At 60.9% G+C, this 24,020-nt stretch carries 22 protein-coding genes; 10 read left to right on the top strand and 12 right to left on the bottom strand.

What is annotated here, in order from left to right; all coding sequences use genetic code 11:
* Positions 1-70: 70 nt before the first annotated feature.
* Both ACPQ6D_RS17515 and ACPQ6D_RS17510 read right to left on the bottom strand, forming a co-directional pair.
* Entirely contained in the window at positions 71-511 is a 441-nt protein-coding gene (locus tag ACPQ6D_RS17515; protein ID WP_423225643.1) for a MerR family transcriptional regulator, read from the bottom strand.
* Between the two features lie 48 nt (positions 512-559).
* The gene (locus tag ACPQ6D_RS17510; RefSeq protein WP_423225642.1) at positions 560-694 is read right to left on the bottom strand and encodes a hypothetical protein; all 135 of its coding nucleotides are present in this window, start codon (positions 692-694) and stop codon (positions 560-562) included.
* 535 nt (positions 695-1,229) lie between these two features.
* Here ACPQ6D_RS17510 and ACPQ6D_RS17505 point away from each other — a divergent pair.
* Positions 1,230-1,664: a hypothetical protein gene (locus tag ACPQ6D_RS17505; protein WP_423225641.1), complete on the top strand. Its 435-nt coding sequence runs from the start codon at positions 1,230-1,232 to the stop codon at positions 1,662-1,664.
* A gap of 1,086 nt (positions 1,665-2,750) precedes the next feature.
* Here ACPQ6D_RS17505 and ACPQ6D_RS17500 read toward each other — a convergent pair.
* From ACPQ6D_RS17500 to ACPQ6D_RS17490, 3 genes are all read right to left on the bottom strand, one after another.
* Positions 2,751-3,764 carry a hypothetical protein gene (locus tag ACPQ6D_RS17500; RefSeq protein WP_423225640.1) on the bottom strand — a complete coding sequence of 338 codons (1,014 nt, stop codon included), beginning with the start codon at positions 3,762-3,764 and terminating at the stop codon, positions 2,751-2,753.
* A 601-nt stretch (positions 3,765-4,365) separates the two neighbouring features.
* Positions 4,366-5,034 (bottom strand): response regulator, encoded by a 669-nt coding sequence (locus ACPQ6D_RS17495; RefSeq protein WP_423225639.1) that lies wholly within the window; start codon positions 5,032-5,034, stop codon positions 4,366-4,368.
* Entirely contained in the window at positions 5,027-6,499 is a 1,473-nt protein-coding gene (locus ACPQ6D_RS17490; protein WP_423225638.1) for a sensor histidine kinase, read from the bottom strand. The genes ACPQ6D_RS17495 and ACPQ6D_RS17490 overlap by 8 nt, the downstream gene beginning before the upstream one ends.
* Positions 6,500-6,589: 90 nt before the next feature.
* On the opposite strand from ACPQ6D_RS17490, the gene ACPQ6D_RS17485 reads away from it, so the two are divergent.
* Together ACPQ6D_RS17485 and ACPQ6D_RS17480 are read left to right on the top strand one after the other, a co-directional pair.
* Complete coding sequence (locus tag ACPQ6D_RS17485) at positions 6,590-9,112, top strand: U32 family peptidase (protein WP_423225637.1); 2,523 nt, start codon at positions 6,590-6,592, stop codon at positions 9,110-9,112.
* A gap of 340 nt (positions 9,113-9,452) precedes the next feature.
* Positions 9,453-10,094 carry a DUF4352 domain-containing protein gene (locus tag ACPQ6D_RS17480; protein ID WP_423225636.1) on the top strand — a complete coding sequence of 214 codons (642 nt, stop codon included), beginning with the start codon at positions 9,453-9,455 and terminating at the stop codon, positions 10,092-10,094.
* Between the two features lie 539 nt (positions 10,095-10,633).
* Here ACPQ6D_RS17480 and ACPQ6D_RS17475 read toward each other — a convergent pair.
* The gene (locus ACPQ6D_RS17475) at positions 10,634-12,091 is read right to left on the bottom strand and encodes a PQQ-dependent sugar dehydrogenase (protein WP_423225635.1); all 1,458 of its coding nucleotides are present in this window, start codon (positions 12,089-12,091) and stop codon (positions 10,634-10,636) included.
* A 204-nt stretch (positions 12,092-12,295) separates the two neighbouring features.
* Between ACPQ6D_RS17475 and pdo the strand changes: the two genes are divergently transcribed.
* Positions 12,296-13,009 carry a protein disulfide oxidoreductase gene (pdo, locus tag ACPQ6D_RS17470; RefSeq protein ID WP_423225634.1) on the top strand — a complete coding sequence of 238 codons (714 nt, stop codon included), beginning with the start codon at positions 12,296-12,298 and terminating at the stop codon, positions 13,007-13,009.
* 119 nt (positions 13,010-13,128) lie between these two features.
* On the opposite strand, the gene ACPQ6D_RS17465 is transcribed toward pdo, so the two are convergent.
* The 5 genes from ACPQ6D_RS17465 to rdgB all read right to left on the bottom strand — a co-directional run bounded on the left by ACPQ6D_RS17465 (position 13,129) and on the right by rdgB (position 17,253).
* Entirely contained in the window at positions 13,129-13,851 is a 723-nt protein-coding gene (locus ACPQ6D_RS17465; RefSeq protein WP_423225633.1) for a lysoplasmalogenase, read from the bottom strand.
* A gap of 88 nt (positions 13,852-13,939) precedes the next feature.
* Complete coding sequence (locus tag ACPQ6D_RS17460) at positions 13,940-15,721, bottom strand: AAA family ATPase (RefSeq protein ID WP_423225632.1); 1,782 nt, start codon at positions 15,719-15,721, stop codon at positions 13,940-13,942.
* A 150-nt stretch (positions 15,722-15,871) separates the two neighbouring features.
* Entirely contained in the window at positions 15,872-16,321 is a 450-nt protein-coding gene (locus ACPQ6D_RS17455; RefSeq protein WP_423225631.1) for an acyl-CoA thioesterase, read from the bottom strand.
* Positions 16,321-16,578, bottom strand: a complete 258-nt coding sequence (locus ACPQ6D_RS17450) for a GlsB/YeaQ/YmgE family stress response membrane protein (RefSeq protein WP_423225630.1) — start codon at positions 16,576-16,578, stop codon at positions 16,321-16,323. The genes ACPQ6D_RS17455 and ACPQ6D_RS17450 overlap by 1 nt, the downstream gene beginning before the upstream one ends.
* 51 nt (positions 16,579-16,629) lie before the next feature.
* Positions 16,630-17,253 carry an RdgB/HAM1 family non-canonical purine NTP pyrophosphatase gene (gene rdgB / locus ACPQ6D_RS17445; RefSeq protein WP_423225629.1) on the bottom strand — a complete coding sequence of 208 codons (624 nt, stop codon included), beginning with the start codon at positions 17,251-17,253 and terminating at the stop codon, positions 16,630-16,632.
* Between the two features lie 116 nt (positions 17,254-17,369).
* On the opposite strand from rdgB, the gene ACPQ6D_RS17440 reads away from it, so the two are divergent.
* Genes ACPQ6D_RS17440 through ACPQ6D_RS17415 form a run of 6 tightly spaced genes read left to right on the top strand, consistent with a single transcriptional unit; the run spans position 17,370 to position 21,963 of the window.
* The gene (locus ACPQ6D_RS17440; protein ID WP_423225628.1) at positions 17,370-18,347 is read left to right on the top strand and encodes a ribose-phosphate diphosphokinase; all 978 of its coding nucleotides are present in this window, start codon (positions 17,370-17,372) and stop codon (positions 18,345-18,347) included.
* Between the two features lie 50 nt (positions 18,348-18,397).
* The gene (locus ACPQ6D_RS17435; protein WP_423225627.1) at positions 18,398-18,847 is read left to right on the top strand and encodes a bactofilin family protein; all 450 of its coding nucleotides are present in this window, start codon (positions 18,398-18,400) and stop codon (positions 18,845-18,847) included.
* Entirely contained in the window at positions 18,847-19,959 is a 1,113-nt protein-coding gene (gene menC / locus ACPQ6D_RS17430) for an o-succinylbenzoate synthase (RefSeq protein WP_423225650.1), read from the top strand. Before ACPQ6D_RS17435 ends, menC begins: the two co-directional genes overlap by 1 nt.
* 8 nt (positions 19,960-19,967) lie before the next feature.
* A complete protein-coding gene (locus ACPQ6D_RS17425) occupies positions 19,968-21,104 on the top strand; it encodes a M20 family metallopeptidase (RefSeq protein ID WP_423225626.1) in 1,137 nt (378 codons plus the stop codon).
* 26 nt (positions 21,105-21,130) lie between these two features.
* Positions 21,131-21,520: a hypothetical protein gene (locus ACPQ6D_RS17420; protein WP_423225625.1), complete on the top strand. Its 390-nt coding sequence runs from the start codon at positions 21,131-21,133 to the stop codon at positions 21,518-21,520.
* Positions 21,517-21,963 (top strand): HNH endonuclease, encoded by a 447-nt coding sequence (locus ACPQ6D_RS17415; protein WP_423225624.1) that lies wholly within the window; start codon positions 21,517-21,519, stop codon positions 21,961-21,963. Before ACPQ6D_RS17420 ends, ACPQ6D_RS17415 begins: the two co-directional genes overlap by 4 nt.
* Before the next feature lie 84 nt (positions 21,964-22,047).
* On the opposite strand, the gene ACPQ6D_RS17410 is transcribed toward ACPQ6D_RS17415, so the two are convergent.
* Complete coding sequence (locus ACPQ6D_RS17410; protein WP_423225623.1) at positions 22,048-23,973, bottom strand: LVIVD repeat-containing protein; 1,926 nt, start codon at positions 23,971-23,973, stop codon at positions 22,048-22,050.
* Between the last annotated feature and the right edge of the window lie 47 nt (positions 23,974-24,020).

The raw sequence follows: 24,020 nt of genomic DNA, 5'->3' as shown, positions 1-24,020 counted from the left end.
ACCCCTGATGAATTTGTAGGGAGGCTTCTGCACGACATCGGGCGCCACTGATCCGATGTCGCTGAGGTTGTCAGTGAACCACGGCTGGTCGATCGCCGGTGGGCATGGATGGCGCAAAGGGGAGATACAGGGTGCAGTCCGGGCAGCCGCTCGGAATTGCCCCCTCTGTGCGCCAACGGGCCATCCAGCACGGCAAAGTGGGCTGGCGAAAGGCCGGGCAGGCCTGGCGCTGCGTCTCACCACACCCCTTGACACTCCAACAGGGAGCGCCCGCGATGTCCGTCGTCAGGGCAGAGGCGGCCATCGTGGGGCGGGGCCAGATCAAACCGGGCGCCGGCTGGCGGCGCAGGGCTGCTTGCTCAGCCCGCCGCGCCGCGTCCGCTTCAGCTTGCCAACGTGCGTCCAGGCGACTCAACGCGTAACCCAACGCCAGCGTGATGAGCAACGGCACGCCGATGCGCAGCAAAAACATCCCTAACACGAGCAGAACATCCATGAACGTCGTCATCATTGCCTCCCCAGACTTCCGAAGTCTCAAAGACTTCGGAAGTCTCTCACCTCAACACGGCGCCATCTGCCAGTGCGCTTCCAGGCGATGCAGCAAGAAAGCGACCAGGCTAATGATCAGCAGGGGTAGACCAAAACGCAACAGGGCGATACCTGCAACAATCAGTGTGGTCAGTAGTGTTTCCATTGTTGTCCTCCGTCATCCTCCCTTGATAATCCTTCGTTGCGGCTGTGCGTTCAATCGTGTGGATGGTGACAGCCGGAGCGATTTCTTGTCTAGAGGATACACCCACCAGGCAGAGAATTCAATCGGGTGAATTCCCCATCTTGGTTGTAGGGCATTTCGTGGGCAAGCGATGGGAAGTCATTGAGGAGCGCCCGCATCTGTTATCCCCATGATACAGGCGATCATGAAGTATCTTCTCAATAAACCGGGGAGTGAACTGGTACAGTGTCAAGGACAATGATCATCAGACAAGCGGCTGTCAGTCGTGCTACTCGGAGTCGTTGTGCCGGTGCCGTGAGCTGAATAGTCTGACCCGTGCAGTGGTGAGGGATTATGTTGTTCGAACAGCTTCATCTGGATCGAAGCTCGAGGATGTAGCGCAGGCCAAGCGTGCCATCGTTGGGTTGCTGAACTTGGTTGAGGATCTTCAGGCGACGGTGCGCCAGTTGCAAACCGAGGTGCAGCGACTGCGCGACGAGAACAACCACCGGAAGGAGTGAACAAGGCAAGCCGGATATCAAGCCCAATCGGCGTGGCAAGACGCCTGGGGCAGATAAGAAACCACTCGTCAGAGGCCGAGCGGCGCAAGCCACCAGGCATGGCAGAAGAGCGGACGAAGATCACGATTGATCGCGAAGAAGTGCTGACGGTTGATAAGACGCAACTGCCTGCCGATGCGGAGTTCAAGGGTTACGAAGACAGCGTTGTGCGGATGTGGTCATCCACCGACAACGTGCTGTACCCTGCAAAGGAAGTACTACTCACCGAGCGAGCGCACGGGTGTATCTGGCGGCACTGCCGCCGGGCTACAGGACAGTTTGGGCCGGGGATCAAAGCGCTGGCGTTGGTGCAGTATTTCGCTCCTGCAACGTGGCGAGGCCGAAGATATAGGTTCTTCGCCAATGTTGGTATCCAACTGTCGGCGGGGTGAGTTGTCGAACTGGCTGATCAAAGACTGGCCGGACCTGCACGCCGAGAGGCTGCCATCTGAAGCGGGACTGCGCAGCAGCCCGTAGCAACACCTGAACGATACGGCAGCACGGGTCAATGGCTAGAATGAGCATTGTCATGTGGTATGTAATCCGCTGTATACGGCGTACTTCACGACGGCCCACAAAGACCGGCTGACCATTGTGGACGTACTGCGTAATCTGCACGTCCGTACCTTCCGGGTCAATGCCGAAGCCATCAGTTTCTGTACGTGTTCGGCTTGGCGCAGCGCACCGTACGCATCGTACAAGGTCTGCCGCAAGACCAGGACTTGAGTGAAGCCAGTTCAAAGCTCTGTTGGACGAACGTCACCGGCCCTGGGGCCGCAGCAGCGTCGCACATCTTGAAGCGGCGACCGTTGCCTCCTACCATGCCCAATTGGAGTTCCGGTCGTCAAACTCCTGCTGTGCGATGACGCTCCCCAATTCAACTGGGTGACTGAGCAACTGGCGCTGTGTTGATTCACGAAGGCCGCCACTACAAAGAAACTTGACCCGAGCAGTCCGCCGTTCCGCAACCTCTTGACCGAGTTTACCAAGCAGTTCTGGAAATACTACGACGAACTGCTGACCTACAAATCAACAGCCCAGCACAGACGAGAAAGCGACTCGAGACCAAGTTCGATACCTTGTTCGCCACGGTGACTGGCTACCGAAGCCGGATGAGCGCATTGAAAGACCAAGTTCGAAGACCAACCTCTTGCTGGTCTCGACCATCCCGAAATCCCCTGCACAACAACCCGGAACTGGTGCCCGCCAGCGCGCAAACGTGATGTCAGCTTTGGCCCGTAGCGCACGATGAAGTCAACGCTAGGACTGTTTGCTATGACTCTGACGGCCGTCAGCCAGAAGCTGGGCGTCAGCATCTATCGCTACATCCATGATCGCGTGTCGCGCTGATGCCTGATCTCGCCGACCTCATCCGCGCAAAGCGTCGAACTGTCACTCCGGCGCTTCCTGGGAACCAACATAACTGGTTACCCCGGATTATTGAAGATACATCATGAAGTAGGCGCCAAGTTTATGCATCATGGTTCTGGTCCCCCGTCAGCTATCCAAACTGGTGAGACTGACTTCTCTTTGCCATCCGTGGTTAGTTGCTGTAGCTGCGTTCCATCACGGTTTGCCATCCAGATTTCAGAGGCGCCGCTCCGGGTCGAGATGAAGATCACCCGTTGACTATCTGCGGACCAGGCAGGTTGGATCTCACCGCGTCCCTCAACCTTGTCAGGAACAAGCGGCCACTCCTCACCCGTGTCAATATCCACAATATAGGCGCGGGTTCCAACAAACGGATCAAGACCAGAAACTTCTGCGCCAGTATAGGCGATGAAACGACTGTCAGGTGACCATCTGGACTCGAAACCATATCCGCTGGAGGGTTTGTTGCTAAATGTCCGCCGGTTTTTGCCATCAGAATCCATGACTTCCAAACCGCTGCCCGCAAAGGCAATTTGTGTTCCATCAGATGACCAGTGAATATCAAAGACAGCAGAGTGGGTATCGAACAACTTGCGAGGACCGGAGCCATCCGCGTTTGCCATCCAGACCTGCCAGGTTTCACCGCCAAAAGCCAAAGAGGCTATGAGGTCTTGTCCGTTGGGTGAAAATGCCAGGCCATCGAGTTCTGCATTGCCGACGGGCGCGCCGCCAATCCAGGTGTCAAGATCGGCTACTACCAGGCTGACGTCGCCTGTATTGACATCAATGAGGGCGATGTCAAACCATCCATAAACCAATTGTTGATTGTTCGAATGCCAACCCCAGAGCTTCGGAGGACGTACCTCGATAGGCGATGGGTAGACCGGCCCGTTCGGTGGTACAGAGCTGTAATAAGCCGACGAGTTTTCACTATCGGGAGGGCCTTTGATAACAACATGATAGAGCACTCGACTGCCGTTTGGCGAAGGAGATATCTCCATGATGCGTCCGTCTGCGGGCAACTCGAACGGTACCCGCACCGATGGACCGACAGGTTGTGATTTGTCATTCACCGCTAACCAGTAAGGTTCACCACCTGATTCATACAGAATACCTGGCAAACTCAACGTCAGTGGTACGGTGGGTGGCAGAGGTGCGGTGGGTACGTTAGTGATAGACGGCTCAGGTACAGCGGCTAACGTAGGGTCTGGAGGTGCTGTAGGGTGCCGTGGTAATGAGTCAGTTGCTGATACTGAAGGCATTTCTATAGGAGTGAGTCGGTCATCAGTGTGTACTCTGGCACTGGGGGGCTGCCAACAAGCACCAAGAAAGAGGACGATCACGCCACCAATAATCAACCCGAGCCGCCCAGGCCTACTGGGCATACACGTCATGGAGCACAGAAATTGCATCATGGTTCAACCTCCGATCAACATGGGATACATATTCGACATTGCTGACCCCTCTGCCCCACGCGTCCGTGCAGATACTTTGGATAGAAACCGAAGCGGACTGACTATATCGCCGAAGCGCGCATTTGAAATCCTGATGCGCCAAGACGCAGCGCAAGTCGGCAACTTGCACTGGCGTGGTAACAACCCGAACAAGTTCGGGACTCCTGGCCTGCCGGAATTTTCGTTCGCGGTTGTGCGCCGAGCGCATGGGCAACTAACCGGATATCTGGCAGCCGCGATTCAGCATTCCGAATTCAGCATTTCGTATTCAGCGTTCTGACGTCTGACCGGCGCTGATGAGGCCCTTCCCGATGGCATAGCGGGTCAATTCCACGCGCGTGTGTAGATTGAGTTTGCGCATGATGTTTTCACGGTGGTGGTCCACGGTCTTGACGCTTAAGACCAGGCGGTCGGCAATTTCTTTGTTCGATAGGCCATCCGCGATCAGGGTCAATACCTCATGCTCGCGTGCGGTCAGCGAGTCCAGGCTGTCACCGGTCGTGGCCTCGGAGCGCTGCAGGAAATCGTTCACCAGCAGCCGGGCCAGCGAGGGGTAGATGAAAACATCGCCCTGGCTGACGACGCGAATGGCCGACATCAGATCATCGGGCGCGGCTCGCTTGGGCACATAGCCAGACGCGCCGGCATTCAGCATCTCAAAGAAATAGCGCTCGTCTTCGTGCATGGTCAAGGCCAACACAGCCACATCGGGATAGGCCTGTTTGATGCGGCGCGTGGCCTCCATGCCGCTCATGCCCGGCATGGCCGCGTCCATCAGCACGATGTCAGGTTGGCCGCGGGCAACCGCGGCCAGAGCCTCTTCTCCGCTGCTGGCCTCGCCCACAATCTCAACGTCTGGCTCGGCCATGAACAACATGCGCAGGCCCGCGCGCACAATTTGATGGTCGTCCACGAGCAGTAATTTGATTCTAGCCATGGTTGACTTCCTGCGCCAACGGCAGCTTGATCTCGATCAACGTACCCTGGCCGGGCGTCGCGACAATCGAGCACTCACCGCCCATCAGGATGGCGCGTTCTTGTATTCCCAGCAAGCCCCAGGCCGTGCGTGAGGCGCTGCTAGTCAGTAATTTGCGCGCATCGAAGCCCACGCCGTCGTCCTCGATGACCAACGAAACCTGGGTCGGCGCCATCTCCAGTTGCACTGTGACCTGGCTGGCGCGCGCGTGCTTGGCCACGTTGGTCAGGGCTTCTTGCGTGATGCGAAAGAGCACCGTTTCATACTCGGATGGCAGGCGTTTGATCGAACCCTGCACATCCAGGAAGGTGCGCACGTTGTGGCGACGTTGAAACTCTTGGACATACCAATCCAACGCGGCTTCCAACCCCATGTCGTCCAGCAACGCCGGCCGCAGGTCGGCGATGATCTGGCGCAGCTCGCCAATGGCATCGGTGCTGAAGTTCTTCAACTCACGAACTTGAGGCAGCAGCGTCGCGGGGATGGCCGTGCCCGTGGCCAGGACCGTTTCTACGCCGCGCAGGCCGAGCGCAATGGCCGCCAACGATTGGCCGGTGGCGTCGTGCAGTTCACGGGCCACGCGCTGGCGTTCCGATTCCTGGGCGTTGACCACCTGGTGCAGAGCCTGCAAACGGGCCTCATTGGCTTTGGCCAGCCGCAGACGGCTCTCCAACTTGAAGGCCTCCAGTGTGCGCACCATGAAGAACGCCCACAACGCCGCCATCATCCCGCGGAAGAGCTGCACCGGAATGCCAAACCAGCGTAAGAACAAAGCGGTGTTGAGCACGGTCGAAGGAAAGAGCGCGGTTTGACGCACGAAAACCTGGCCCAGGACGCCGTAGAGCAAGAGGGCCGTGGCGCACCACACCAGGTTGCGACCAAATTGGGGCATGCCGTAGTCGCGGAATTCGTGCTGTTGCGACATCATCGCCCACGCGCCAATGACCGCGCCAGGCATCGCCAGCACGTAGCGCCCCAACACGTCGGCCAGGGTCACGAGCTGCGGCAGCGTCGGTTCGGCAATCAACTGCACCATCAGCACGCTGAGCGCCCACACACCAACGAGCAGGCCCACCGGCTGCGCGACGCGCCGCCAATTGGGCGCCTCGCGGCGCAGGAGCACGATGCCGAAGGCGTCCAGGGCCACAAACGATACGATCAGGAGTAAGAGGCGCATGATCTCATGGCTGACCGGCGGCCGATAGCCATCCGTTACGGCCGCGATTTGCTGGAACATCTCCACCCATTCGTGCGCGCCGTGCAGCAGGCCAAAAACAGCCAGCGGGCCGATGGCGCGCGCAAACTGCAGTTCAGACGTCCGCCGGCCGGAGAGCGCCAGCGCCAGCCCCATCGTGAAGAAAGCCAGGCCGTAGAAGAAGTAAACCTCGATGATGTGGTTCACGAAGAACTGCGTGATTGGATTCATGACACCCATTTTAGCAGAGGTTGTGGCCCGGCGTAATGCTCTCAATCATGTTTTGCCTATCGCTCTCTTTTCCCCTACAATGGCCCTGCGATGAACCAACCAATCCGCCTTGCCAAACCAGAAATCATGAGCCCGGCCGGCTACTGGCCGCAGATGCAGGCCGCCATCGAAGCCGGCGCCGATGCCGTTTACTTCGGCCTCAAGCACTTCACGGCGCGGGCCAAAGTGGGCTTTGCGCTGGCCGAGCTGCCGGAGGTCATGTCCACCCTGCACCGCCGCGGGGCCAAGGGTTACGTCACCTTCAACACGTTGATCTTCGATCACGAGCTGGCCGAAGCCGTACAAACGCTGACCGGCATCATCGAGGCCGGCGCGGACGCGATCATCGTGCAGGATGTGGGCATGGCCCAACTCGCGCACCAGGTGGCGCCCGCGCTCGAAATCCACGGCAGCACGCAGATGAGTCTGACCAGCGCGGAAGGCATCCGCCTGGCGCAGCAGTTTGGGGTCAGCCGGGTCGTCATGGCGCGCGAACTGTCGCTGGACGAGGTGCGCGCCATCCGCGGCCAAACCGACTGCGAACTGGAGATGTTCGTCCACGGCGCGCTGTGCGTCTCCTACTCCGGCCAATGCTTTTCTTCTGAAGCCTGGGGCGGCCGCAGCGCCAACCGCGGCCAATGTGCGCAGGCCTGCCGCCTGCCCTACGAGCTGCTGGTGGATGACCGCCTGACGCCGCTGGGCGATGCGCGCTACCTGCTCTCGCCGGGCGATCTCTACGCCTTGCAGCAGATGCCGGAAATTGTGCAGATTGGCATTGCCGCGCTCAAGATCGAAGGCCGCTACAAGGATGCCAACTACGTCGCGCTGACCACCGCGGCCTATCGCAAGGCCGTGGACGAAGCCTGGGCCGGCTTGCCGCTCAGCGTGACCCGCCGTGAGGAACTCCAGTTGGAACAGGTCTACTCACGCGGGCTGGGCGCGCATTTCATTACCGGCACGAACCACCAAACCGTCGTATCCGGCCGCGCGCCGCGACACCGCGGCGTGTTGATGGGCCGCGTCGCGCGCGTGCTGGCCGATCGCATCGTGCTGGCGCCTTCCGCGGACGCGACCGTGGCGCCGCTGAAGTCGGGCGACGGCGTGGTCTTCGATGCCGCAGACTGGCGCAGTCCGGAGCTGCCCGAAGAGGGCGGCCGCGTGTACCAGGCAACCGCCGCACGCAACGGCCAACTGGAAGTACAGTTCGGCAACGGCGCGCTTGATTTTGGCCGTATCCGGCCCGGCGACCTGGTGTGGCGCACGCACGACCCTGACCTGGACAAGGCCGCGCGGCCGTTCACCGAGGCCGCCTCGCCGCGCCATAAGCAGCCGCTGGCCGTTCACGTCACCGCGCATGAAGGCGCGCCGCTGCGCATGACTTGGACGCTGCTGGCCCGGCCGGACCTGCCGGTCAGCGTGCAGAGCGACGAACCGCTGGCCGCGGCGCAGCAGCGGGCGCTGACGGATGAATTCTTGCGCCAGCAGTTGGGTCGTTTGGGTCAAACGCCCTATACCCTGGCTGAGCTGCACCTCGACGTACGCGGACGCCCGTTTGCGCCCAGTTCCCTGCTCAACCAACTGCGCCGGCAGGCTGTGGAGCAGCTGGCCGACCACCTCGGCCAGCCGCGCGTGCCGGAGATTCACGATCCGCAGGCCATGCTGGCTGCAGCCCTGGCGCAGATCAGCCCGGCGCCCGCGCTTGACCTGGCGCCGCAGCTGCACCTGCTGGTGCGCACGCCGGAACAGCTCGACGCCGCGCTGGCCCTGCGGCCGGCCAGCATCACGCTGGACTATCTCGATCTGTACGGTCTGCGCCCGGCTGTGGAGCGGGTGCAGGCCGCAGGCGTCACCGCGCGCGTCGCCAGCCCGCGCGTGCTCAAGCCCAACGAGCAGCGCATCGTCAACTTCCTCCTGCGCCTCGACTGTCCGATCGTGGTGCGTTCCACCGGCCTGCTCTACGCGCTGCAAGTGGCCCCGCATCTGCCGCTGATCGGCGACTTCAGCCTGAACGCGGCCAACGTCCTGACTGCGGACCTCTTGTTGCGCCGCGGCCTGCAGCGCATCACCCCCACGCACGATCTCAACGCCGCGCAGGTAGCCGATCTGGCCCGCGGCATCGGCGCGGACAAGATCGAAGTCGTAGCCTACCACCATCTGCCGGTTTTCCACACCGAGCACTGCGTCTTCTGCCGTTTTCTGTCCAACGGCACGAGCTACAAGGACTGCGGCCACCCGTGCGAAACTCACCGCGTGGCCCTGCGCGACGTGGCCGGCCGCAGCCATGCGGTCATGGCCGATGTTGGCTGCCGCAACACCGTCTTCGGCGCGGAGGCGCAGGAAGCCAGCCAGCACCTGGAAAGCTGGCGCCAGGCCGGCATCCAGCACTGGCGCCTGGAGTTCGTGCACGAAACGGCCGAGCAGGTGACGCGCATCGCCCGCGCGTTCAGTGACACCCTGGCTGGCGCGCGCTCAGCTTTTGAACTGAACAGGCAGCTTGCGCAGTGGGCGCCGCAAGGCGTCACCCAGGGCAGCCTTTTCATTCCGGATGGCTATCTCAATCTACCGCTGATGTGAGGGCCAGGACTGCGCAAGAAGGACATTCAACCCACCATGCTGAGCCTGGCTTCAGCACGCTTCTCGCTGTTTCAGCCGCCGACCGCCATCGGCGGCTTTTCTGTGGTTGACAGCGCAGTTTTTCTCTGTTGTTATTCAGGTGTGGGACACACAGGCCAGGCGGCCCTTGTTGTAATCCAGGTAAAAGTTGGCGTTTTTTTTTTTTCATGTTATACTCGCGCTCAATCGGTGTGGCCGAAGATCCTCTTTCGGCTATTGACATCTGACACTGTGGAGATTGCCTCCGAGCTGGCGATCCTCCAAGGTCAAACATCATCCCAACAAAGGAGCCAGTCCAGCCATGAAGAAATTCTTGAAATTCGGGTGTTTGGGCCTCATCGGGTTAGCCGTGCTTGCCGGTATCCTGAGCGCCATCGGGGGCGGTGGCAATCGCGCCAACAACGATACGGCTGCCACGAATCCAGGAATTACACCCACCAGCCAATCATCCGGTGTAAGCACCCCTTCACAACCCGAGGCAACGGTCGCTCCTACGCCATCGCAGCCAAAGCCCACGGTTGCTCCCACGCCATTGCCGGCCGTTGGACAGGATGTGAAGGTTGGCGAGGTGCGGTGGAAGATCGTTTCGGCGAAAGACTTAGGCAACAAGCTCAAGAGCGACAATCAGTTTGTTGAAGACAAGACGACGACCGGGCGATTCGTGCAACTGCGTTTTGAGGTGGAAAACTTGAGCAAAGATATGCTGACCTTTGCCGGGTTCGATCTTGTTGACGACCAAGACCGTACCTTCAAAGGCGCAGGCGACGTGTTCATGTTCATACCGACCGCGGAACTGTGTGTGGTAGAAAGCCTCAATCCGAACGTTACGAAGACCTGCACAGCTATCTATGAGGTCCCGACAAACGCCAAGAGCCTCAAGGCGAAAGTGGGCGACCTCAGATTTGGCCTCAAAGAGGCATTGATTGACTTGGGGCTAAAGTAACACGCTTGCGAACAATCAAGAAAGAGCGGCTCTCTCAATGAGCCGCTCTTTCTTGATGAACAATTCCGCCGTTATGCGTTGCCTCATGTCGCCCGCAGATTTGGCCGTCAAGGGCGTCTCAGGCCCTCTTGGTTATTTGAGCCAACCCATCGGTGAAAACACTGCGCCGGTTTTACCCTTACGACACGTCCAGGTCACGCTGAGTGAGCGTGTCGTCCCGAAGGACGCCTTGACTTGAGATCGGCGACGGCCCCGCGTCCGTCGTCCCGAAGGGACGCCTTGACTCGAGATCGACGACGGCCCCCGCGTCCGTTGTCCCGTAGGGACGCTTGACTTGAGATCCGCGACGGCCCCGCGTCCGTCGTCCCGTAGGGACGATTGAATGAGGGCGCCCCGGCGTATCCCCTGGCGATACCGCGACCGCGGGGATAAGATCAGGTGTCCCTACGGGACACACGCCCACCCTGAGATACACCCGCTCGCGTCAAAGGCGGTGAGAGTTGGCGTTTTCCCTGCGCGCCTTTGCCTGCTGCGGAATTTCACGGCTTGACGAGCCGGAAGATCGTCCCTTTGCCCAGGTCGGCGACGTACAGCTCGCCGGCTTCATCTTCACCAAACGAGCTGATGTTGAGATCGCTGGCGAACACGCGCACGGGGGCCTGCACGCCGCTGCCAGCGGCGCGCAACGCCCAGATGTACCCGCTGCAATAGTCGCCGTAGAAGTAAACGCCTTCCAGCTCAGGTATGGCCGCGCCGCGGTAGACATAGCCGCCGGTCACGGCGCAGCCGCCGGTATCATGGTCATACTCCGCTACCGGCAGCGCCAGGCCCTGGCGGTTGCACCCGGCGCTAGAACCATAGCAATGCACGCCTTCCATGATGGGCCAGCCGAAGTTGAGGCCGCCATTGGGATAGCCCTTCTGCTCAGCCGCCACCCAATCCACTTCTTCGTAGGCGTTTTGACCCACATCGCCGATCCACAGGTCGCCCGTCGCACGATCGAAGCTGAAGCGCCAGGGGTTGCGCAGGCCTACGGCCCAGATTTCGGGCGCCATCGTCTGGCCGTTCCAGGTCTGGTTGACCCACGGATTATCGGTCGGCGCCTGATAGGGCTTGGACGAATCGCTGGTCACGTCCAGGCGCAGCATCTTGCCCAGCAGCGACTTGGGGTTCTGGCCGTTGCGATAGACATCGCCAGCCCCACCGCCGTCGCCGGTGCCGATCCACAGGTTGCCGTCCGGCCCAAACGCCAACATGCCGCCGTTGTGATTGGGTGCGGGCTGGTCAATGCGCAGGATGCGGAAGTCGCTGGTTGGGTCGGCGCGATTGGGATCATCGGTGACGCCATAGCGTTCCACGATCGTGTCGCCCTGCAGATTGGTGTAGTTGACGAAGAAGAGGCGGCTGCTGGCAAAATCGGGCGCAAAGGCCAGGCCCAGCAGCCCCTGCTCGCTGGAACGGCTGCCCACACGATCGGCAATGTCGAGGAACGGGGTCTCCAGCAGGCGGCCGGATTGCCAGATGCGAATCGCGCCGCGCTTCTCCACGATAAACAGGCGGTCGCTGCCGTCGCCGGCATGGGTGATAAAGACCGGCTCATCCAGCCCGCTGATCACAGGCGCCAGGCTGAGGGCCAGACCGTCAAACTGACCAGCGATGCTCGGCGATGGCCTGCTGGTTGGAGCGACCGTCGCCGCGGAGATAGGGGTTGCGGTTGCGACAGGCGCTTTCGTCGGTGTCGGTGAGGCCGCCGGCGTTGCGGTCGCCGTGGGGGCCAACGTAGGCACATTCGTCGGCGTCAGTGTAGGCACCTGCGTCGGCGTCGGCGTGAGCGTCGGCACCTGCGTGGCTGTCAGCGCCGGGGTGGGCGTCGCGCCGCAGGCGGCCAGGATCAGACCTACGCTCACGACGCACAGGCTCAGGGACAGGCGGCGTAGGGAGCCACGCGGCGTGAGCCGGGCCGTCAAGGGGGTTTTGGTCGAAGTTAGGGAAAACATGATTATCTCCAAGTCAAATCGGGGGCGCAGCAGCGTGGGTTTGATGTCACCCATTGAGACGGCCAATCGGCGCCGCCGGTAACATCGCCGGCGCGCAGGTTGTCACCTTCTGTTGCGGCCTGTATCTAACCTAGCGAGGACAACGAAAACCTGAACCGGATTTCGGAAATCGCTCAATCTAGACTAACCATGAAGGAGCCGTCTATGGCGTTTCTCAACGCAGATATTCAGAAACAGGTGCGTGCAGCCTTCGAAGCGCTGGCCGCGCCGGTGAAACTCATTCTATTTACCCAGGGCGAAGGTGGCGCATTGGAGTGTCACTTTTGCCGTGAAACGCGGGATCTGATCGAAGAAGTGGCCGCGCTCTCGGACAAAATCACCGTGGAGGTGCGCGACTTTGTGGGCGACGCGGCGCTCGCCCAGCAGTATCACGTGGACAAGATTCCGGCCTTTGCCGTGGTGCAAAACGGCCCGGCGCCCACCGATTTCGGCATTCGCTTCTACGGCATCCCGTCGGGCTATGAATTCGGCACGCTGATCGAAACGATCATCCTCGTCAGTCATGGTAAGGCCGAACTGAAGCCAAAAACCCTGGCCGAGTTGCAGCGCCTGACGAAACCGGTGAACATCCAGGTGTACGTCACCCCCACCTGACCGTACTGTCCGCGAGCCGTGATGCTCGCCTACCAGTTGGCCATGGCCAGCGATTTGATTACCGCTTCGATGGTGGAAGCCTCGGAATTTCCGCATCTGTCGGCCAGATACCAGGTGTACGGCGTGCCGCGCACGGTCATCAATGAGGTGGTGCACATCGAAGGCGCGCTGCCTGAAGTGCAGATGATCACCAAGCTCATGACGGTGATGAATGAGCGTGAAATGGAAGAACTGACCGAGCGGTGGCGACGCGAATGGGAGTAAAGCCGGGCGACGGCATGTCGCAACCCCCAATTGAACAACCGTGGTGAATTGGGCTTGGCCCTTTCCAACAGAGCAGGCGAGCGGTGTACAACGGTGTACGCCGCTCGTGTGCTTTTTGTTCAGGGACGATTCTGCGATATGGCGACGATCAGCGCCTGCGCCGGGCCGTAGGTGAGCCAGATCACGCTGCCAATCAAGGGGAAGGACAATCCGTTGAAAAGCTGCGCGGCCAGGATGAGGTCGCTGGTTAAGAAAAGCGCGCCGCCCAGGGCCAGCGGAATGAACGTCCGCGCTTGCAGCGCCAATCCGCTGGCCAGACCGGCCGTGCTGGCCAGCAGCAGCGCGTACGGCAGCGCAGCCCAGTGCAGCGCCGTGGCCTGCTGACCCCGAAAAACCACCAAGTACCAGCCCACGGCGCCGATCAGCAGCCAGGCCAACCAGGCGGCCAGGCGTGGCCCATTGGCCGTCAAGCCCAGCACGTTGGCGAGGCGCATAAACGCAGCAATGTAGGCCACGTGCCCCAGGCCGAAAGCGCCCATGCCCCACAGCACGCGCGGCGACGCGGGCAGCAGTCCGGCCATGAACAGGTCGCCCAAGAAGCCCAGGCTCATGCCGACGGCAATCAGCAGAGCCATCCCTTTGTCTTGCACCCCTGCCAGCCACCAACTCCAGGCCGCCACTACCAGCACGGCCGATGACGCCATGCGCATCCAGGTCGGGATGCGTTGCGATTGAGCCGCATCGGGTTGACCAAAGATGAACCCGCCAAAGAGCAGAAGCGCCCACAGCGCCAACAAAGCCAGCAGCCAGGTGCGCAGCGGGCCGGCAACGGGAAAAGTCATAGGCGTGATCCTTCCTCAACCATGATACCAGGTGCGACACGCGCTCAACCGCCAGACGATAGACGCGGTTGGGCTTCGCCGAGCAGCACTACACTTCTTCCCACAGCAGCCGCTCGAACCCCAAGGCGACGACCGCATAAGTCCGCAGATGCAGACGGTCATGGTGCTTGGTTTGCAATGCCTGGCGATAGCTCTCCAGCCTTGCCCGCGCCTCGATCATTTGGCTTTGCAACGCGGGCAACGTCGCCACGTCGGCCTGGCGCAGTCCCCGCGCCGTTTCGCCGGACAGCTTGGCCTCGGCCAGCGCAACGAACTTGAACTCGAACAAGAAGTCGCTGATGGGCAAATGCCGGCGCTCCGGCCGCACGATCATGGTGAGGTCGGCATAACCCCGTTCCACTTTTGTTTCCGAATCCATGATGTACAGCCGGTCGTTGAACAACAGCGTCAGAAACGCGACCTTCACAATCAATTCATCGGCGCGACGGTAGTCGCGATTGTCCAGCGCCTTGAAGTAGCGGCCTTCGATGAAGTCGCACAGCGGCTGCAAGTCGCCGGTTTGATAGAATGTTTCAGCCGCCAGGGCGGGTGCGGCGTGATCGCGGCGGTCGGGCAAGATCAACTCCAGCAGGCGCTCAACATACAATTTACGTACCACCAGATTGGGGATGACCAACCGCAGACGGTCTAACTCCGATCGGCCGGCCAGGGTGAGCACACCGAGGTAATAGAGCAGCGAGGCATTGAAGCCCGCCTCCTTGTCCTCACGCACCATGTCTTCGACGCCGAAACGGTCGGCCAGGCGGTCAACGCTGACTGGGGGATCGCCGGCCACGGCATCGAGAATCAGTTGGCTGCCACCTGGCAGTTGCGACACATAAGTTAGTCGGTTGCGATCCATCGCCAGGTTGCTGTCAAGCATCTCTTCGGGATAAGCGCAATGCTCTTGGAATTCCCGTAGGAAATAGAGCGCCAGGGTCGGGTTATACACAGGTTGCTCGGCGTCGTAGCCGAAGCGATAGCCATTGTAAAAAGTACGCGTCATGGCCAAAGCCTCGGCCGCGCGGTCGGGTGCGAAGTGGCAGTCGGCGGCAACTTGCTGCAGGGTCATCGCCACTTCCGCTTCAATGAAACCACACAAATCGAGCAAAGCGGGATGCAAAGAAACGTTCCGCGCCACATTGTAGCCGCTCGTCATGTCGGCCAGAACCACGGGCGAAACGCCCGTTATGAAGACGCGATCTACCCCGCGACCGGTTGCCCCGCCTTTGATTGCTTTGAAAAGCGTCTTCAGCGCACCCTCGCCGTGCAGCAGCGCCTCGTAACGTTGGCGGCTGCCAGAGTGAGCGCTCATCATCACTTCATTGGCGAAATTGTCGTACTCATCAATCATGAGATAGAGGTGATACGGCGATTGTTGCACGGCCATCTGTAAGGATTCAAAAGACGCAATCGCGTCATTCTCCCTGATCTGGACAACCGTCGGCAGAATGTTGCGGTAACGGTAGGCAAAGCCCGTAATCTGGACGTTGACGTGGTTGTGCAAAGCCTGAGTGATTTCGGCTGGTGTGCCATAGGCGCGGACAAAAGAAAAATCCCAACGCATCACCAGGTAGTGGTTGTGCTGCGGTGTGGGCGCGCGGCCGATCGCCAGGTGGCCGAACAGTCGCGCAAAGCGTTCGGCCTTGGCCACGTCGTAATAGTTCTCCAGCATCGTGAGCAGCAGCGATTTGCCGAAGCGTCGCGGGCGGAGAAAGATCAATTGATCGCCCAGGCTTTCCAGCAGGGGGATGCGATCAGTACGATCCACGTAGAAGTAGCCTTCGCTTATGAGCTTCTCGAAATCGCTGATGCCGTACGGAAATTTCATAGTCAGAACCCCACCCCTGCCTTGCTTCATCGCCTGGATTGTACCCCCGTGGCAAACCCAGGTCAAGCGAGGTGTTCATACGGTGCTCAATCCAGGCGTCGCGTAGACCCGCACGACCATTTACATCACAACTGGATCGGCAAAAATGAGCTACCCCAGGCTCAGGCTGGGGCCATCCAGGGCCAGGATGGCCTCGCGGACGGCCGCGGGCAGCGGCGCCTTCTGGCCGCGGCGGTAGTCGTAGCTGACGACGACGCCCTCGCCTTCGGCCGCGATCACGTTGGCCTGCTGGCTGACCACTCGATGCTGCACGGTGAAGCGGTCCGCGCCCAGCGTCGTCACGCGCACGCCCACGGTCACTCTGTCCGGGTAGGTAAGCGGATAACGAAAGCGGCAGTTGATCGAGGCCAGGATGGGGCCGACGGTCGGCTGATCGGCGCGCACGTCGAAGAAACCGATCTCCGTCATGTACTGGGCGCGGCCGTTCTCAAAATAGCGGAAATAGACGGTGTTGTTGACATGACCCATGGCGTCCATTTCGCCCCAGGCTACGGGAAACGTCACCGTCACGGTAAAACCGTCCAGCAGCGCAGGCGTCATCAGCGGACGCGACCGCGGGTGCCCAGGTTTACCAGAGCCAACAAGACAACGGCGCCAACCAGCGCTGTGATGATGCTGGGCAGGCTGAAGAGGTCGTTCGATATGTCACGGCCGAGCAGCCAGCCGCCGATGAACGCGCCGGCTATGCCAATGACAATATCACGCAGCATGCCCTGGCGCCGATTGCTGCCCATCACCAGGCTTGCCAGCCAGCCAACTATCGCACCAAAAACAATCCACAAGACGAGGTTGATCATGATCTACTCTCCTGATGAAGTACTTGCCACTCAGCCAGACGATGGGAATGTCTACAGGACATCCTCCTGTGGGCCGTCCAACTCTTCAAGCAGCGTCATGAGAATGCGGCGGGCGCTGCGCGCGGCCTTGGCCCGATGGCTGATGGAGTTCTTTAGCTCCGGCGACAGTTCAGCCATCGTCAGGTCGCTCCATTCGATCTGAAAAATCGGGTCGTAGCCAAAGCCGTTGCCGCCGCGCGGGGCGGTCACAATCGCGCCTTCGATGGCGCCCGACGCGGTGAAGGCATCACCATCGGGCAGGGCAAGGGCCACCACGCAGCGAAAACGAGCCGCGCGTTGGCCGGCCGGCACATCAGCCAGGCGCTCCAGCAGGTAGGTGTAGCGCGCCTGGTCGTCTGGCAGGCCGCCGTAGCGCGCCGAGAAGATGCCAGGCTCGCCGTTGAGCGCATCAACCTCCAGACCAGAATCATCCGCCCAGGTCCAGAGGCCGGTCATCTCGGCATAGCCCAACGCCTTGAGCACCGCATTTTCGGCGAAACTCTCGCCGGTCTCGTCAATCTCCGTGGTGATTCCAAGCTCGTCCAGGAAAGTGACCTCAACCGGCAAATCGGCCAGCAGCTCGCGATACTCACGCACCTTGCCCTGGTTGTGCGTCGCAATCAGTAACTTACGCATGTCATTCCACCTTTGACTTCGGACTTCTGGCCGGCTTTGACCAGAAACCTATCCTATCATATAATCGCACTGGCAGCAAGCTGCGCATCGTGTTCGCAAAAGAGGAAGAAGACCGTATGACGCATCATCCGTTGCATCTGTTCTGTGGCACCGCCAACCGCCCGCTGGCCGAACGGATTGCCGAATGTCTCAATCTACAGCTCGGCCTCTGTGAGACGAAGCACCTGGCGGATACAGAAGTGTACGTTGAGATTCATGAAGCGATTCGTGGACAGGATATCTTTTTCATTCAACCGTGTGGGCCGCCGGTCAACGATAACTTGATGGAACTGTTGCTGTTCGTAGATGCCTTCCGCCGCGCGTCGGCCCATTCACTCACGGTAGTCATTCCCTACTTTCCCTACAGCCGGCAAGAGCGCATGGCCCATGGCCGTGAAGCCATTAGTGCGCGCGTGGTAGCCCGTATGTTGGAGACGCTCGGCGTTACCCGCGTGGTGTATGTGGATATTCATGCCGAAGCGACCCAGGGCTTTTTCGACATTCCCGTGGATCCGCTGTCCGCGCGCAAGGTGTTCATCGAATACTTCCAAGATAAAGAGATGGAGAACCCCATCATTGTGGCGCCTGACGTAGGCCGTGCGAAACTGGCTGGCCGTTATGCTGAGGCGATGGGATTGCCATTGGCGCTGATGCACAAGCGACGCCTGTCGCACAGCGCGGTCGAAACGTCGCATGTCGTGGGCGATCTGCGCGATCGAACGCCGATTGTGATTGATGACATGATCGCCGGCGGCAGTATACTCACCCAGCTCAACGCCCTGGTCGAAGCCGGGGCGCGGCCGGAGATCTACCTGGCGATTACCCATCCACTGCTGCTGCCCACGGCGTTGGAGCGTCTCGACAACCCGATCATCAAGGAATTGGTGGTCACGGATACCATCTTCATCCCGCCCAGCAAACATCATTCCAAGCTGGTCGTGCTTTCGCTGGCGCCCCTCTTGGCCGACGCCATCGAACGCATTCACGCTGCGCGCACGATCAGCCCGCTGCTCAAACTGACGCCGCAAGAATGGGGCGATCCTCTTCACAAATAGGTGTGCTGTTCAGGCGTCACTGTATCTCGTTCATGAAAGGAACTAACCTGGTGTTTGGAAAAGAGAAACGACCGGAACCTGATGCCATCGAGGCCATGATTGGGGCGCGGGCCACCTTCAGCGGCAACCTGCGCTGTGATGGCAGCGTCCGGATTGACGGTGTGGTGGAAAGCGGCGCGATTACCACGCCCACGAATGTCATTATCACGGCCAGCGCGCGGGTCATGGCCGATATCCAGGCCAAGGTCGTGTCGGTGTCGGGAGCCTTCAAAGGCACGATTACCGCCGAGCGCGTCGAGCTGCTCGAGGGCGGACGCATCTGGGGGACCGTCAAGGTGGCCTCATTCCTGTTGGACGAAGGCGGTTATCTGCGCGGCGAGCTCATCATGCAAGGCGAAGAACCACAGCAGCCTTTCTTGATTCCGCCGCCTACCGGTCCGAAGGCGCAGATTCCGATCAGCGAAGGCAACGGCAGCGCCAGAGCCGTGGATCGGGCATGATTGCCATTGAACAGGTGGCCTTGCACCTCATCGCGATGCCGCTGGTCACGCCGTTCGAGACCAGTTTTGGCCGCCAGACGGAGCGCGAGGCGATCATCGTCGAGCTGCGCAGCGCGGCAGGCAGCGGATGGGGCGAGTGCGTCGCGGGCGATTCTCCGAGCTATTCCTATGAGACAACCGACAGCGCCTGGTCTGTCCTCAGCCGGTGGCTGGCGCCGGCCGTTTTGGCGCGGCCCGTCGCTGATTTGGCAGACTTGCACAGCCGCTGGGCCTGGATGCGCGGGCACCATATGGCGCGGGCAGCCGTCGAGCAAGCGGCCGCCAGCCTGTTGGCCGCTGAGCAGGGAGAATCCCTGGCCGCCTTCATCGGCGGCGCACGCGCTGCCGTACCGGTCGGTGTCAGCGTCGGCATCCAGTCCTCGCCGGAAGCATTGGTGGACACGGTCGCAGGCTACCTGGCGCAGGGCTATGGCCGCGTCAAGCTCAAGATCAAGCCGGGCAAAGACATCGCCTTTGTCAAGGCCGTGCGCGCCGCGTTTCCTGATGTGCCCTTGCAGGTAGACGCCAATTCAGCCTACACCCTGGCTGACGCCGATCTACTGCGGCCGTTGGACGAATTCAACTTGCTCCTGATCGAACAACCGCTCGATCACGACGACATCTATGAGCACAGCCTGCTGCAGCGCCAACTGCAAACGCCGATCTGCCTGGATGAAAGCATTCTGACGGTGCAGCATGCACGCGCTGCCCTGGAACTGGCAGCCTGCCGTATCATCAACATCAAGGTAGGTCGGGTCGGCGGCCTGCTGCCTGCGCGCCAGATTCATGATCTTTGCCAGGCGCTTGGCGCACCGGTGTGGTGCGGCGGCATGTTGGAAACCGGCATCGGCCGCGCCGCCAACCTAGCGCTGGCCTCGCTGCCCAACTTTCGACTGCCGGGCGACATCTCGGCCAGCAGTCGTTACTATCAGACCGACATCGCTGAACCTACCTTCAGCCTCAACCCAGACAGCACGATTAGCGTGCCCACATCGTTGGGTCTGGGTGTCACCGTGCATCGCGAGGCGCTGGGCCGCGCGACCTTGCACAGCGCCACATTGATGCCAACTTGAGGTCGAACATGTTGATGCAAGAATTGCTCCACGATCTATCCGCTCGCCAAGATCAACTGATTCGAGATCTGTTGACCTGGTGCGCTATCGAATCGCCGTCGAACGACGCCGCCGCTACCACAGGCATGGCGCAGGCCGTGGCGGCGCACCTGGCTGACCGCGGCGCGCAGGTTGAGATCATCCCCGGTCAGGTAAACGGCAGCATGGTGCGCGCCGTGTGGCCCGGCAGCGGCCAGAAGCCGGTTCTGCTCCTGGCCCATCACGACACGGTGCACCCGCTTGGCAGTCTGCCGCGCAATCCGCCGCGGGTGGAAAATGGTCGCGTCTACGGGCCTGGCTCGTACGACATGAAAGCCGGCACGCTGCTGGCAGCCGCAGCCATCGAGGCCATACAGCGCCTGGGGCGACCCCTGCCGCGTCCAGTGATTCTGCTGAGCACGGCTGACGAGGAGTTGGCAAGCGCCGATTCGCGGCCCTTGATCGAGGCGCTGGCGCGGGAGGCGGAAGCAGTTTTGGTGCTGGAACCAGCCTCATACGGCGGCGAGTTGAAAACCGCGCGCAAGGGCGTGGGCACGTTCACGATCACCGCGCTGGGGCGCGCCTCGCATGCGGGCGCCGCGCACGAACTGGGCGTCAACGCCATTGTGGAACTGGCGCACCAGATCCAGGCCCTGGCCGCGTTGACCGATTATGCACGCGGCGTCACCGTTAGCGTGGGGCTGATTCAGGGCGGCACGGCCGTCAACACCGTGCCGGCTGCGGCTGAGATGCAGGTGGATGTGCGCGTTCAGCGCCTGGCGGATGCGGCTTGGATCGAACAGCAGGTCTATGCGCTGCGCCCGCATCTGCCGGACGCCAGCCTGCGCATCAGCGGCGGCGTGGAACGTCCGCCCATGGAACGGTTGCCAGGCACGGTGCGCTTGTTCGAACTGGCGCGGCGCCTGGGCCAGGAGATCGGCCTCGACCTGGCCGAACGCGCGGTCGGCGGCGCCAGTGATGGCAATCTGACGGCCGCCCTGGGCATTCCCACCCTGGATGGACTGGGCGCATGCGGCGATGGCGCACACACCGATGACGAGTACGTAACGATTGAGCCGCTCGCGCCGCGCGCGGCGGTGCTGGCGGGGATGCTGCTCAACCTCTAAGAAGCGGTACATGAAAGGGCAAAATCATGACGACCAGGATCGAAGTGACTCTCCCTGATCAAACATTTCACCAGGCCGAATTCTTGGCCAGGCTGGCAAATCGCCAGGTGGCTGACTTGTTGGCCGATACCATCGTGATCTCCCTGCCTGTACTGACAGATCGCGATGACATGGTCAGGCCGGTAAACGAGTTAGCCAATGTTGACATTCTGGCATTGACTAATCTGCAGCTGCCGCCGGAGCAAGATGAACGACTGAGCCAACTGCTGGCCAAGCAGCAGATGGAAAACCTCTATCCGTCAGAACGCGCTGAATTGCAGGCGTTGATGCAGATCTACCAGATTGGCCTCTTACGCAAGTCTCAGGCATTAACTGAAGCTGTCAAACGTGGCATCTTGCCTGCATTGGAACCATGAGCCAAACCAAGATTCCCGAGATCGTTCGTGTCCGCGTACGGACATCTGCCGAAAACCGCTGCGGCTATTGCCAAAGTCGCCAGCGTTACGTGTTGGGTCTTTTGGAGATCGAACACATCATCCCAAAAGCCAAAGGCGGTACTGACGCAGAAGAAAACCTGTGGTTGGCGTGCCGTTTGTGCAATAACGCCAAAGGGACTCAGACGCATGCTCGCGATCCGGTGACGAAGCGAGTCGTTCGCCTGTTCGATCCTCGCCGACAGATCTGGTCACGGCACTTCACCTGGAGCGAAGACGGTACAATCATTATCGGCAAAACGGTCTGTGGTCGCGCTACAGTTGTGGCTCTGCAGTTGAACCAACTGATCGCCGTCACGGTACGCCGTCAATGGGTCGCGGCTGGATGGCATCCGCCAGACAGCAGGAGGAAGAAGTCGGCATAAGCGACGCCGAATGACGCAAAGACAGGGCCGGTCACTTCGATAGGAAGGACCGGCCCTGCGCTTACAAGGTTCTAGATAATCGGCTCAGCGCCACAGCAGTGGGAAGAACCAGGGCGACGCCTGCGGCAGCGGCGTCGTGCGCACTACAACTAAGCCCCCAGCGTCGGCCGCCACGTAGGCCAAATCACCCGCTACGGCGACGCCGCGCGCAGAACCAGGCGTCGGCATGACGCCGGCCACCAGCGGCTGCGCCGGGTTGCTCACATCCACAATCTGTAAGCCGCCAAGTCCGCTGGCGACAAAAGCATACGGTTCGGCCACGGCCAGGCTGTAGGAGTTTCCCGGCAGCGGCAGGCTTGCGAGTCGCGAGGGCGCGGTAGAGCTAATCACGTCGGCGGTCTCCAGGCCGACGGTCTGCGCGATGTACGCCACATGGTTGCGTACACGAGCCTCGCCCGCGGTGCCGTCGTAGCGATAGGTGCTCAACAGGACCGGCGCCGCCGGATTGCTGATGTTGAAAATCCGCAGCCCGCGCGGGGCGCGAAAATCAGCCACGTACATGAGCGAGCCTTCGATGTCAACACTGCGGGCATCACGCAGTCCTAGCACAGTGACCAGCGCCGGCGACGTGGGCTGGCTGACATTGAGAATGGTCATGCGCGGCCCATCGGCGATGAAGGCGATATTGTCGCTGATGGCGACATCAAACGCATAACCGACCGTGTCATAGCTGCCGAGCAGCATCGGATGGCTGGCGTGCATGACATCGAGAATCTGCAGACCGCTGTCTCCATCGGCCACATACGCGATATGGTCTATCACCGTGACATTGAGCGGCATGTCGGGTGTGTCGTAAACGCTCAGCGGCACGGGATTGGCTGGATCCGTGATGTCCATGATCCACAACCCATCATCGGCATCCGCGATGTACGCCAGCGTCCCTTGCACGACCAGGCGTTGGGGAGTCGCAGGCAGGTCGAACATACCGTCGCGCATGGGAGATGCAGGCTGGGATACGTCCACGATCACCATGTTTTTGTCTTTGCCAGCAACGTACGCGTGGCCGCCGCTGATGCGAGCCATGCTGCCGATAGACGCATACGCGTAAACGCCAAGCAAGACCGGCGCGGCCGTGTTCTGAACATCAATGATCTGCAAGCCATCCTGTGCAGCCGTGAGATAGGCTAGTGAACCGGAGACAACCACGCCTGTGGCCGCGCCTGGCGTCACAAGATGTCCAACATACGCCAGCGCCGCCGGGTCAGCCACGTTGACAATCTCCAGGCCCTGGGTGCTGGCAGCCAGGTAGGCCAGTCCATTGACGACCGTGACCGCCTCTAGAAGCGCGGTGGACTCATACGTCCCCATCAACGTAGGGTTAGCTGGGTTGCTGGCATTCAACACCAACATACGCGTGCCGCGCAGGAGATAGACGATCTGGCCGACTACGGCCACATTGCGCGCCTGACCAGCATACGCTCCCAACCAGGTTAAGTGATCGGCATCGGCCATGCCGATAATCTGCAGGCGGCCGGTACTATCGGTTGCATAGATGCGATCGGGCGCCAAGGCCAGCCGCCGCACATCGCCGGTCGTGTCTAGCTTGCCGCGCAACGTAGGCGCAGCAGGCGTGTGGACATCCAAGATTTGCACGCCGGCCTCGCCTAATGCCACGACCAGCAGAGCGCCGCTGACATGGACATCTTGCACCAGCCCGGGCAGTATCGCACTTTGGCCGATTTTGTGCGGCGCCGCGGGGTTGGTGACATCAAGCACCACGATGCGTGAGCCAATGCCGACGTACGCGTACGCGCCGGCCACATCCAGGGCATAGGTGGCGCCCCCGATTTGGCCGATCAGCTCAGTCGCAATGGGAGCAGGAAATGAAGGACCGGAGGAGGGGGCCACACGGCCGGACAGCGGCGATGCCAAGGCACGACCGCTCCCCGCCGAACCGACCAGCAGCACGACGACCACGACCGCCCAGAGGGCGCGAGACACACGACGCATAAGGCAACAGTTCTCCATCTATCTACAAATTTCCGGCGGGGGGCAAC

Origin of the sequence: Candidatus Amarolinea aalborgensis, assembly GCF_900491745.1 — a bacterium.
GTDB lineage: Bacteria > Chloroflexota > Anaerolineae > SSC4 > Amarolineaceae > Amarolinea > Amarolinea aalborgensis.
This window is presented reverse-complemented; position numbering and strand designations above follow the sequence as displayed.